Source organism: Kitasatospora sp. NPDC002965 (genome assembly GCF_040611255.1).
In the GTDB taxonomy this organism is placed as follows: Bacteria; Actinomycetota; Actinomycetes; order Streptomycetales; family Streptomycetaceae; genus Kitasatospora.
The window spans coordinates 1-12242 of sequence record NZ_JBEXNT010000198.1 but is presented as its reverse complement, the minus strand read 5'-3'; the positions used below and the strand labels follow the sequence as shown (position 1 = coordinate 12242).

The 12242-nt window shown below is 73.8% G+C and carries 7 protein-coding genes; 1 reads left to right on the top strand and 6 read right to left on the bottom strand.

Annotated features, from left to right (window positions below; all coding sequences use genetic code 11):
• Window positions 1-130 precede the first annotated feature (130 nt).
• The 6 genes from ABZY91_RS39435 to ABZY91_RS39410 form a co-directional block, all read right to left on the bottom strand.
• Complete coding sequence (locus tag ABZY91_RS39435) at window positions 131-1069, bottom strand: hypothetical protein (protein ID WP_329950955.1); 939 nt, start codon at window positions 1067-1069, stop codon at window positions 131-133.
• Complete coding sequence (locus ABZY91_RS39430) at window positions 1069-3804, bottom strand: beta-ketoacyl synthase N-terminal-like domain-containing protein (protein WP_355408760.1); 2736 nt, start codon at window positions 3802-3804, stop codon at window positions 1069-1071. Before ABZY91_RS39430 ends, ABZY91_RS39435 begins: the two co-directional genes overlap by 1 nt.
• Before the next feature lie 152 nt (window positions 3805-3956).
• Window positions 3957-4904, bottom strand: a complete 948-nt coding sequence (locus tag ABZY91_RS39425; RefSeq protein WP_355408758.1) for a transglutaminase domain-containing protein — start codon at window positions 4902-4904, stop codon at window positions 3957-3959.
• A complete protein-coding gene (locus tag ABZY91_RS39420; RefSeq protein ID WP_355408756.1) occupies window positions 4904-6736 on the bottom strand; it encodes an ABC transporter ATP-binding protein in 1833 nt (610 codons plus the stop codon). The genes ABZY91_RS39425 and ABZY91_RS39420 overlap by 1 nt, the downstream gene beginning before the upstream one ends.
• Window positions 6720-8672 (bottom strand): ATP-binding cassette domain-containing protein, encoded by a 1953-nt coding sequence (locus tag ABZY91_RS39415; RefSeq protein WP_355408754.1) that lies wholly within the window; start codon window positions 8670-8672, stop codon window positions 6720-6722. Before ABZY91_RS39415 ends, ABZY91_RS39420 begins: the two co-directional genes overlap by 17 nt.
• A gap of 174 nt (window positions 8673-8846) precedes the next feature.
• Window positions 8847-9653: a methyltransferase domain-containing protein gene (locus ABZY91_RS39410; RefSeq protein ID WP_355408752.1), complete on the bottom strand. Its 807-nt coding sequence runs from the start codon at window positions 9651-9653 to the stop codon at window positions 8847-8849.
• Between the two features lie 1225 nt (window positions 9654-10878).
• On the opposite strand from ABZY91_RS39410, the gene ABZY91_RS39405 reads away from it, so the two are divergent.
• Complete coding sequence (locus ABZY91_RS39405; protein ID WP_355408762.1) at window positions 10879-12111, top strand: hypothetical protein; 1233 nt, start codon at window positions 10879-10881, stop codon at window positions 12109-12111.
• The last annotated feature ends 131 nt before the right edge of the window (window positions 12112-12242 follow it).

Here is a 12242-nt window from a genome sequence, read left to right as displayed (position 1 = left end):
CGCTGGCCGCCGCCGACCGGGACAAGGCGGTCGGCATGCGGCGAGTTCCGCTCTGACGCGCCGTCGGTTGCCCGCCGCCGCCGTCGCACGTCCGCCCGTCGGTCCGTCCGTCCGCCCGGACCGGTGCCGCTCAGTCCTGCCAGTCGACCATCCGGCTGGAACTCGACGCGCGCTCGCCCCGGTGGGTGATCATCGCGATGTCCTGCGGGGCCGGTGCGCCCTCGACCGCCCAGTAGATCCGGCGCGGGGAGCGGTGCGCCGGCCACGCCCGGGAGTCGACGATGCGCCACCGGGCGAGCGTGCGCAGGAAGAACGGGTCGGCGGCCGTCCAGCGCCCGTCCACCTCGACCTCGACCCACATGTGCTGGAGGGGGAAGGGCGCGGACATGATCAGGCCGCTGGCCCCGCGGACCCGCACGCCGGTGCCGCCCGCCTCGTCCAGCAGGACGTGGCCGGCGAGGCGGCAGTCGGCCAGGCCGGTCTCCCGGGCGAAGCCGACGTCGGTCGACAGGGCGTGCGGGAGCAGGTGGAAGAACAGCCGGTCGACCGACGCGAACAGCGGGAGCACGGAGTCGTCGAACCAGTACTCCTCGTCCGGCAGCGTGATCTGCCGGACGAAGGAGGCGGGACCGTCCCAGGTCACCTCGCCCGAGCCGGTGGCGGCGTCGAGCATGCTGCCCGGCGCGAAGTCGCACGCGCCGGAGTGGCCCGGTTCGGGACAGCGGCCGGTGGTGCGGAAGCGGTACTCGTTGCGGCTGCGGCCGAGTCCGCCGTCGAAGGCCCGGCCGAGGGTCCTCATCAGCATCCAGCTGGGGCTGTTGAGCTCCAGCTCGACGGTGACGTTCTCCAGGTCGAACACGTCGAACCGTCTCTCGTCACCGCTGCCGCGGTGCGGCAGGCCCGCGTCGAGGAGGAGCTCCAACAGCTCCCCAGGGACGCCGTAGACCTTCTGGAGCGCGGCCTGCGGGGTGGTGAAACCCCGGTAGCCGTCCGGAACGCGGAGGATCCGCTCGACCACCTCCTCGACCGCCGTCCCGGACTCCGGCCGGACGTCCGCCTGCTGGTCCATCAGTTCTCCACTCTGCTGTCGGCCGGCGCGTCGGCCGGTCGGATCGACGGTGCGCTCGGCGGCACGACGGGGTCGCGGTGACGGGCCGCGACGGCGTCGGCGTGCTCCCCGAGCAGGTGCTCGCGCAGGGCCGCGAGGGTCGGGTGGGCGAACACCACGAACGGGTCCAGCTCGATGCCGTAGATCCCGCCCACCTGGCCGGCGAGTTGCAGCAGCGAGATGGAGTCGAAGCCGAGGTCCATCAGGTCGGCGTCGGTGTCGACCGCGTCCGGCTCGACCAGGAGGAAGCCGCTGGACTCCTGGCGGAGGTCACGGTCGACGGCCTCGCCGATGCCCTCCACCGGGGCCCGGGCCGGGGCCGGGGCCTGGGCCTGCGCCGGGGCCTGGGCCTGCGCCGGGGCCTGGGCGTCCGTGTTGTCGCCCGGCACGTCCCGACCACCGCCGACCGCCGGTGCGGCGTCCACCCAGAAGCGCCTCCGCTCGAACGGGTAGGGCGGCAGCCCGACCCGCGCCGGGCGCGGGAGTGGCCAGAGACGGCTCCAGTCGATCGGCACGCCCTCCGTCCAGAGCGCCGCGAGCCGGTCCAGTCGCCGCTTCACCGTCAGGGCCTCGACGTAGGCCCGCCCGTCCTCGTCGTCCAGCAGACCCCCGCGCGAGCCGTCCGCGCGGGCGGTCCCGGTCCGCAGACCCTCGGCGGGGCGACCGGCGACGAACGCCTCCAGCGCCGCCCGCAGGTCCGCGGCGCTCCGGGCGGTGACGGCGAGGCGCTCGCCCAGTTCCCTGCGCCCGAGCTGGCTGCTGCTCGCGAGGTGCGCCAGGTCCGGCGACCGGCCGGTGCCGTCCGCCGGGTCGGCCAGGGTACGGGCGAGGGCGGCGGCGAGGGCGCCCAGCTGCTCCCCGGTCCGGGCGGAGAGCAGCACCACGTGCTCCTCCCCCGGCCGCCCGCCGTCCGCGGACCGCCCGTCCGCGGACCGGTCCACCGCGCCCCGAGCGGCCGCGTCCCGTCCGGGCGCGCGTCCGGGCAGGTACTCCTCGACGATCAGGTGCGCGTTGGCGCCGCCCGCACCGAAGCCGCTCACCCCCGCGCGGCGCGGAACGCCCGGCGGGGTGCGCCACTCCTCCTCCGCCCGGGGGAAGCGGATCACCGGCGCGTCGATCCTGGGGTTGACCCGGTCCAGCGAGACGCACGGCGCGATCCGGCCGTACTTGAGCTGCAGCAGCACCTTGGTGAGGCCCGCGACCCCGGCCGCGCCCTCCAGGTGTCCGATGTTCGCCTTGACCGAGCCGACCGCGCACGGCTCACCGGCGTCGCGCCCGGGCGCCAGGGCGCGGGCGAGTCCGGCGATCTCCAGCGGGTCGCCGAGGGCGGTGCCGGTGCCGTGCGCCTCGACGTACGACAGGGTGTGCGGCTCCACTCCGGCCCGGGCCGCCGCCAGGCCGACGAGGTCGGACTGCCGGGCGGGATCGGGCACGGTGTAGCCGGACGTCCGGCCGGCGGTGTTGAGTGCGCTGCCCTTGATGACGCCCCAGACGTGGTCGCCGTCGGCGACCGCCGCCGCCAGCGGCTTCAGCAGGACGGCGCCGACGCCCTCGCCGGGCACGAAGCCGTCCGCGGCCTCGTCGAAGACCTTGCACGCCTCGTCGGAGGAGAGCATGCCCGAACCGGAGAGCCCGACGAGGTGCGCGGGGTGCAGGAGGAGGTTGACGCCGCCCGCGACGGCGGTACGGCACTCGCCCCGGCGCAGGCTCTCGCAGGCCAGGTGGATCGCGGTGAGCGAGGACGAGCAGGCCGAATCGACCGCGAAACTCGGACCGTTGAGGTCGAAGAAGTAGGAGACCCGGTTGGCGACGGACCACGGCGCCGAGTTGGCCCCGGTGAGCCGCCCCGACGGCCAGCCGGTGGCACCGATCTTCCCGTAGGTGTGGTTCATCGTCCCGACGAACACCCCGGTGGACGGCTCGTGCGTGGTGGGGCCGAGCATCCCGGCCTGCTCGAACAGGTGCCAGCAGGTCTGGAGGAAGAGCCGCTCCTGCGGGTCGGTGTGGACCGCGTCCAGGGGCAGCACGTGGAAGAGATCGGCGTCGAACTCGGCCACGCCGTCGATGAATCCGCCCCAGCGGCCGTACGAGCGGTCGGGCCGGCCCCGGCGCGGGTCGAAGTGGGTCCGCCAGTCCCAGCGGTCCGCGGGGACTTCGGTGATGCTGCGCACGCCGTCCCGCAGGTTGCGCCAGAGGGTCTCGACGTCCGGGGCGCCGGGGTAGCGCCCGGTCACCGCGATCACCGCGATGTCGGAGTCGGCGGCGACGACGGGCGCCACCGGGGCCGGCGCCGGGGCCCGGACCGCGACCGGCCCGGCGGCGCGCTCCCCGGCGGCGGAGGACTCGGTGTCGGAGGGCTCGGAGTCGGAGGACTCGGTGTGCTCCTGGCCCAGCAGGGCGCACAGCTCGGGTCCACGGGTCCGGCGCAGGTGCTCCGCGATGTCCGCCACCGTCGGGTACTCGAACGTCAGGGTCGGCGGGATGTCGCCGAGGTCCTGGTCGAACCGGACGGTGATGTTCATCCGGGTCAGCGAGTCGAGGCGGAGGTCCCGCAGGGCGTCCGGGCCGTGCAGGTCGGCGGCCCCGACCTCGGCGGCCTCCGCCACCACCTCGCGGACATAGGAGTGCACGGCCTCGAACGACGGCACCCGGCCGCCTGCTTCCGGCAGGCCGGTGGTCCCTGAATCGGGCGACATGGCGGTCCTCTCGTCTCGAAACGGCCGGAGCCGGGGCATGTTCGGGGAGCCCCGGTCGGGGGCGGGAGTCCGGGTGGTCGGCCCGATCGGCCGGGTACCGGCCGGGCCCGTCCTCGGGCCCAGCCTCGGGCCCGACCTTCCCGTCGGGTCCGTCAGATCGATCCGGCCAGGACCCGGGTGGGGAAGGAGAGCGGCGTCTCCGCCCCGTCGTGGGTCGCGAGCACGAACTCGTGGTCCGCCAGCCGCCAGGCGCCCTCGCCGATCGAACGGTGCGCCGGCCACTCCGCGGCCGGGAGGAGGCCCCACCCGGTGAGCAGCTTCAACAGGTGCGGGTCGAAGGAGACCCAGCGGCCGTCCAGCCGCACGTCCAGCCAGGAGTGCGCGATCGAGTACGGCGCCGACAGGAAGAGGCCGAACGAGCGGCGCGCCGTCAGCCCCAGCCGCGGCGCCTCCCCGGCGAGGTGCGTGGCCACGAGACCGCAGTCGCCGAGCCGGGCGTCCCGCAGGAAGCCCACGTCGTTCCGGAGCCCGGCCGGGAGGTAGTGGAAGTGCACGTCCGCGACCAGGCCGGTGAGTTCGGCCAGCTCGGGGTGGACCTGCGCCGGCTGCGCCCGCACCTGCCGGGTGAGCGTGAACGGGCCGCCCGCCGGGCCGGTGAACCCCGGCTGCGCGCGCAGTTCGGCCGAGGCCAGGGAACGGCAGCCGTGCTCGCCCGCGCCTGGCGGGCAGGCCGGCAGCACGTCCACCGCGTAGGTGGCCGCTCCGTGCGCGCCCGCCGCCGTGCGCAGGGCCGCCGACCAGCCCCGCATGGCCATGAACCGGGCGGAGGGCAGCGTCAGCGAGAGCGAGGCGTTGGCCAGGTCCAGCTGGTCGTACCGGACGCCCCCGGCCCCACCTGCCCCACCTGCCCCACCGCAGGGCAGGCCCTCGTCGGTGAGCGCGGTGAGCAGCCCCTCGTCGATGCCGAAGTGCCGGGCGGCGTCGGCCGCGGTGGACGTGAACGAGCGGAACCGGTCGGGCACCCGCACGATCCGGTCCACGACCGCACGCAGGGTCGCACCGTCGGGAACCGGCCGCGGCCTGCGGGCGGGCGGGGCCATCAGCGCGCCTCCGCCGGGACGGCGCGCGCGCCCTCGCGGTAGGAGGAGGCCTGGATCTCGTACAGCTCGCTGTACTGGCCGCCGCGCGCCATCAGCTCCGCGTGCGAGCCGTACTCGACGACGCGGGAGCCGTCGACGACCACGATGAGGTCGGCCATCCGGACGGTGGAGAAGCGGTGCGAGACCAGGACGGTGATCCGGCCGGACTCGTCGTCGGCGGCGCTGCGGGCGGCCTCGGCGTAGCGCTCGAACAGCGCGTGCTCCACCTCGGCGTCGAGCGCGGACGTCGGCTCGTCGAGGACCAGCAACAGCGGGTCGTCCCGCATGAAGCCCCGGGCGAGCGCGACCTTCTGCCACTGACCGTGCGAGAGGTCGACACCGTTCTCCCAGGACGGGCCGAGCTGCGTGGTGAGGCCGTCGGGCAGGCCCGCGACCAGTTCCTCGGCTCCGGCCCGGGCGACGCCGCCCCGCACGGCGGCGGGGTCGTCGACCCGCGCGAGGTCGCCGACACCGACGGCCTGCTGCACCGGGTACTCGAACTTGAAGAAGTCCTGGAAGGCGCCGCTGATCCGCGCGCGCCACTCGGCGGGGGCGATCCGGCCGAGGTCGGCGCCGTCCACCGCGATCGTGCCCGAGGTCGGGGCGTAGAACCGGCAGAGCAGCTTGACCAGGGTCGTCTTGCCTGCGCCGTTCTCGCCGACCACCGCGATCACCTTGCCGGCCGGCAGGTGCAGGGTCACGTCCTCCAGGACGGACCGCTCGCCCCCGGGGTAGCGGAACGAGACGTTCTCCAGGCGGATGCCGTCGCGCAGCCGGGCGGGCACGCGCTGGTCGGCGCCCACCGTCTCGGCGGCGGCGAGGTCCTCCAGCCAGGTGAGCCGGCGTGACACGTCGAGCCAGATGGTCCGGTAGAACTGCACGTGGCTGACGGTCTGCCCGACGTACTGGGCCAGCCGGCTACCGGCGGTGAGGAGCAGCAGCGTGTCGGCCGCACCCGCGCCGGAGTCCCGGGCGGCGAGCACCACGACGAGCACGAAGGACCCGACGAAGACGGACTGGGCCGCCGCCTGCCAGAGCGTGGAGACCCAGCGGGTGCGGGCCAGCGGCTCGTAGCGGCGGTGCCAGGCGTCCCGCCGGGCCTCGTACAGCCAGCGCTGCACCCCGGCCACCCGGATCTCCTTGCCCGCGGCGGCCGACGTCGCCAGGGTGAAGAGGTGGCGGGCCCGCCGCTCGTGCTGGGCGCCGGCCTCCTCGACCTTCTTGTCGATGCCCGACCGCCAGCCGGAGACCAGCACGCCGGGGACGGCGGCCGCGCCGAGCAGCCCGTACCAGGGGTCGACCGACATGAGCAGGGCCAGCGTGATGACCAGGCGGATGACGGCGCCGACCGTCCCGAACAGCTCCTGGTAGAGGTAGCTCAGCGCGCCGGCGTGGTTGCGCAGCACCGAGATGCGGTCGGCGTGCTCGGCCCGCTCGTGGTGCTCCAGCGTGGAGACGGTCGACTGCAGCCGGGCGACGTGCGACTCGACGAACACCGCCGCGCGGTCGGCGAAGCGGCGGTTGGCCCGGTCGCTGACGATGCCCAGCAGCCACCCGCCGGTGGCGAGGGCTCCCAGGAACAGCGCGGCGGCCGTGATGCCGCCGCCGTCCTGGTCGATCACCGCGTGGATGAGCGCGGCGAGGCCGACGGCGAACAGCGCGTCCGGCGCAGCCGCGGCGATCGCGGTCGCGCAGGCCACCACGATCAGCAGCGGGCTCGCCCGGTAGCCGAGGCTCAGCGAGCGCACCAGCGACCTGGCGGACGAGGGCAGCCCGTCAGAGGACGATGCCATCGGATTCCTCCTCGGAGTCGAAACGGGACGCCTGCAGGTCGAACATCTCCCGGTAGCGCCCTCGGGCGGCCATCAGCTCGTCGTGGGTGCCGAGCTCGGCCACCCGGCCGTCCTCCAGGACGCAGATCCGGTCGGCGTGCCGGACGGTCGAGAAGCGGTGGGAGATGAGGACGGTGGTGCAGCCCTCGGTGGCCTTCAGGATGCGGTCGAAGATCTCGGCCTCGCCCCGGACGTCGAGCTGCGCGGTGGGCTCGTCGAGGACGACGACCTCGGCGCCCTGGCGGACGGCGCACAGGGCGCGGGCCACGGCGACGCGCTGCCACTGGCCGCCGGAGAGGTCCCGGCCGCCCTCGTAGCCGGCGGCGAGCACCGTGTCGAGGCCGGCGAGGTCGGCGGCTCCGGCGTCGGCCAGCGCGACCCCGACCACCTCGTCGGGGGCGCCGAGCGGCGCGACGTTGGCGCGCAGCGGCAGCTCGTAGCGGTTGAAGTCCTGGAAGACGGCGGTGACCCGGCGGCGCCAGGCGGTGAGGTCGAGCCGGTGCAGCCCGGTGCCGTCCACCTCGATGGTGCCGTGGGTCGGCTCGTAGAGGCCGCAGAGCAGCTTGACCAGGGTGGTCTTGCCCGCGCCGTTGAGGCCGACGATCGCGAGCGAGCGGCCGGCCTCGACAGTGAGGTCGAGCCCGGAGAGTACCGGCCGGGAGTCGGTCGGGTAGTGAAAGCCGACGCCCCGGAAGCGGACCTCCGCACCGACCGCCGCCTTCACGCCGACCGCCGTTTCCGCACCGACCGCCGATTCCACGCCGCGCTCCGTCGTCGGGCCGGGCTCCGCCGTCGGGCGCGGGGCCGGCTCCGTGCCGGGTGCCGCCTTCGCGCCGCGGTCCCCGCCGGCGAGCCCGCCGGTCTCCGCCATCGCGGGCCCGAGGGCCAGCACGGCGGCGACCGAGCCGGCGGCGGGCGGCAGCGCCCAGTTCAGACCGCCGAAGGCGATCGCGCTCGCGCCCACCACGGCCTGTGCGAAGACGACCACCTCGCCGGTCCCGACCGCGCCGGAGACGGCGTCCCGGGCGAGTGACCAGAGCACCAGACCGTTGGCGGCGACCAGCAGCAGGATCGTCCAGCGCAGCGGGCGCTGCTTCAGCCGCGTCGTCTCCCATCGAAGCTCGACCAGGCGGCGGCGGTTGGCGGTGAACTGGTCGACGACCCAGCCGCCCAGGCCGAAGATCCGCAGCTCCTTCGCGGCGGCGGCCTCGACGGCCAGCTTGTACGTGTAGTCGGAGCGCCGCTGCGCCTCCAGCACCTCGCCGGAGTTGCGGTCCCAGAAACTGCTCTCGCGCAGCAGCCAGTGCGTCGCGGTCCAGGCGCCGCCGACCAGCAGCGGAGCCCACCAGGTGTACGCGGCGAGCACGACGAGCTGGCCGATGCCGACGGCGGCCTCGACCAGGCCACCGGCGATCAGGCCGACCGAGATGGCCATCGGCGGTCCGACGGTCCCCTGGTCGAAGTCGCGGGCGCCGGCCAGCTTGTCGGCCAGCTCCCGTGACTCCAGGTGGGCGATGCCGTCGGGGGCGGTGGTGCTCTCCACCAGCAGGTCGTGCAGCAGGCAGGAGAGCCGTTCGCCGAGCGCCGTGCCGACCAGGGAGTGGAAGGGCACCAGCAGCCGGAAGAGCACGAACACGACGCCGGCGGCGCAGAGCGGGCCGGTCGGGGAGGTGTTGTCGTCGATGGCGTCCACCAGCAGGCCCACCGTGACGGCGAACAGCGCCGGGAGCGCACCGCGCAGGACGATCAGCGTCCACCAGGCGACGGCCAGCCCCCGGTGCGCTCGCGGCAGGACGGCGAAGAACGTCCACTCGTCGCGCGCACGGAGCCGGGCGATCCACGATCCGGGGCCGACGGCTCCCCCGGCCTCGGTGGCCGCCGCGCCTTCCGCGCCCACCGTTCCTTCCGCGTCTTCCGCGCCTTCCGTTCCTTCGGTGGCCGCCGCGGTCGCGGGGGCCGTCACGGGTGGATCGCCGTCTTGCTGGGTGGGCACGGAATGACACTTCCTCGGTGCGGTGGAACTGTTCGATGACGGTGGGCCGGTTGCGGCCGACCGCGGTGCGGACGCGCGTCAGGTCCGGGTGGCGGAGACCAGGTAGCCGGTGGTGCCGCCGAGGTAGTGACCCTCCGCGTGCATCTGCTCCAACCGTCCCTTCCATGCCACGACCTGACGCGCCAGCAGGACGCGGTCCTTCACGAGCTGGGCCAGCGGCCGGCGCATCGTGAACAGGAAGAACGCGTAGTCGTTGAAGACCAGGTGCGGCTCGACCGTGATGTCGGTGAAGCCCGCCTCCCGGTAGAGCCGGGGAAGCTGCCGCCCGATCCAGCCCTGCAGGGCGGCGTCGGCGACGTAGTCGAGGACCGTCCGGGTGGTCGCCCGGTCGGGGTGGTCGAGGACGGTCGAACCGAGGTCGAACTCGAAGGCCACCGCCCGGCCGCCGGGCCGCAGGACCCGCGCGATCTCGGCGATCGCCCGCGGTGCGTCGGGCACGTGCTGCAGCAGCGTCTGCGCCCGGCAGCGGTCGAACTCGCCGTCGGCGAAGGGGAGGTCCAGCGCGCTGCCGCAGACGAAGGACACGTCCGCGCCCGCCTCGGCCGCCCGGCGACCCGCCTCGGCGACCATGGTGCGGCTGACGTCGATCCCCGTGACGCGCGTGCCCGGCGCCGCCTCGGCCGCCGCCCCGATGGCGTCCGAACCGAGGCCGCAGCCCACGTCCAGCACCGCCCGGGCGCCGTCCAGCCGCAGGGCGGCCATGATGGCGGCCTCGGCGCTGCGCATGCCCGGGTAGGACTTGCCGACGTCCAGCGCACGGATCAGCGGGACCGGGTCCTCCGCGTCGTCGACGGCCGCGAACGCGCGCAGGTCGGCTCCGATCACCCCTGCCTGCATACGGACTCCCCCTCTGATGGCGTGAGCGGGCATGACGGCGGGACCGGTCGTGAGGGGCTCGCGTCGAGCACTCGAACGGCCGCGGTCCCGGCGCCCGCGGGCCATCGCGGCCGGTGTCCCGGCGGCGGCAACCCGGCATCCCCGTCAGCGCCGGCTGATTGATCTTCGCCAGACTCTAACCGCATGACATGTACGCCGTCGAGCGTGATGATCACCGCACCCCCGGCCGCCCCCACCGTGACGCGCATCACATTGCTGATGTGAACATGCAACGTGTTAGCGTCACCGCCTAATGGATCAAGGAAGGGGGTGGAATCCATGGCTACGCGTCCCGCTCCGACCAACGAGGAGCTCGCGCAGTTCGAGGCTTGGGTCACCGAGCTCGACATCGCGCTCGCCAAGAAGCCCTGACGGTCGACCGACACCGTCGCGCGGCGGCCGGTCCACAGCCGCCGCCGAATCAGGGGAACGGGGGTGAAATACATGGCTACGCGTCCCGCTCCGACCAACGAGGAGCTCGCGCAGTTCGAGGCCCGGGTCACCGAGCTCGACATCGTGCTCAGCAAGAAGGCCTGACCCTCGACAACGTCTCCGACGTTGCCTCGCGGCCCCTCCACAGCGGCCGCCGCACCAGGGAACGGGGGTGAAAGACATGACCACGCGTCCCGCTCCGACCAACGAGGAGCTCGCACAGTTCGAGGCCCGGGTCACCGAGCTCGACATCGTGCTCAGCAAGAAGGCCTGACCGCCGGCCCGCAAACGGGGGCACCCGTCCTGACCGGCGCCCCCACGAAGGCGGCGCGCCGCCCGGCACCGACCGCGTGACGCGGTCCCGTCCGGCACCGCACGCCACCGGCCCAGGTGGCTTCCGGGGCGAAAACCCCACCCCGGAAGCCACCTTCGCCCGCTCTTTCGCCCGCTCTGCCGAGCCCCGACTCCACCGGACTGCGAGACACTCGACGACTCCTCCCGCGATGCCGTCCGGAGGTCCTTCCAGGCTCCGTTGACGCGAGCTCAGTGACGGATTCCGGGAACTTCCGCCGGCCATCCGGAGCCCCGCCCACTCCTCACGACCGACGATCCGCTCCAACGAACTCCCAACCTGCCATCCTTGTAACCTTTGTGACTCTCCATCACGTCCTATCAGTGCAGTGACTGAACTGTCGGGCGATTTGACGGAGGCACGGTGCGGACTACTCGCGGTGTGACCTGGGTGCTGGCGGCGGGGGTCGCGTCGGCGCTCGTCCTGAGCACGGGATGTCCCACGTCCAGGAGCAGACCCACCGCCACCGGCAGCCTGCCCGAGAGCCCCGCACCCTCGGCCCCCGCCGGGACCCCGGCCCCGGTCCCCACGCCCTCGCCGACCTGGGACGGCCAGGTCAAGCTGCTCGGTGACGGCTCCACCTCCGACACCGGCCCGCAGCCCAAGCAGCCCGAACCCGAGCGGCTGAAGCCCGGGGAGAAGCCGCCGCAGTTCGTGGTCTTCTCCTGGGACGGCGCCCTGGAGGGCGACGACCGCCTCTTCTCCCGCTTCCGGAAGCTGGGCGCGGAGAACAACGCCCAGATGACGTTCTTCCTCTCCGGCCTCTACCTCCTTCCCAAGTCCAAACGCACGCTCTACCGCCCCCCGAAGCACGACGTGGGCGCGGCGTCGATCGACTTCGCCACCAACGCCCACATCAAGGACACCCTGGAGCAGCTCCGCCTGGCCTGGCTGGACGGCAACGAGATCGGCACCCACTTCAACGGGCACTTCTGCGGCCCGCAGCCCGGCGGGGGCGGCGACTGGTCCAACGAGGAGTGGACGTCCGAGCTCGACCAGGCGATCTCCTTCGTCACCAACTGGCGTACCAACACCGGCTACAAGGACCTGCCACCGCTCCCCTTCGACTACACCAAGGAGCTGGTGGGCGGCCGCGCCCCCTGCCTGGAGGGCCAGAAGAACCTGCTGCCCGTCGAGAAGGCCAAGGGCTTCCGCTACGACGCCAGTTCGCCCGGCGAGTTCCAGGTGTGGCCGGTGAAGAAGGAAGGCGTCTGGAACTTCCCGCTGCAGTTGTTGCCGAACCCCGGTACGACCTCCCAGAACCTCTCGATGGACTTCAACTACCTGGCCGGCCAGTCCGGCAACACCACGAACGGCGACCCGAAGAAGTTCGACACCTGGGAGAAGGCGACCCGGGAGAGCTACCTGGCCGGCTTCGAGCGGGTCTACAACGGCAGCCGGGCCCCGCTGTTCATCGGCAACCACTTCGAGGACTGGAACGGCGGCATCTACATGCAGGCGGTCGAGGACGTGATCAAGAGCGTCTGCAGGCGCGAGGAGGTCCGCTGCGCCTCGTTCCGCCAGGTCGCCGACTGGCTGGACGCCCAGGACCCGCAGGTGCTGGACCAACTGCGCCGGCTGGATCCGGGACAGCCGGCGGACTGGTCGCGGCTGGTGAAGTGACGACCGCCGGGGGGGGGCGGGGCCCCCCCCCCCCCCCGCCCCCCCCCCCCCCCCGCCCCCCGCCCCCCCCCCCCCCCCCCCCCCCCCCGGCGCCTGGACGGGCGGGGGTGGGGGGGGGGCCACCCCCGCAC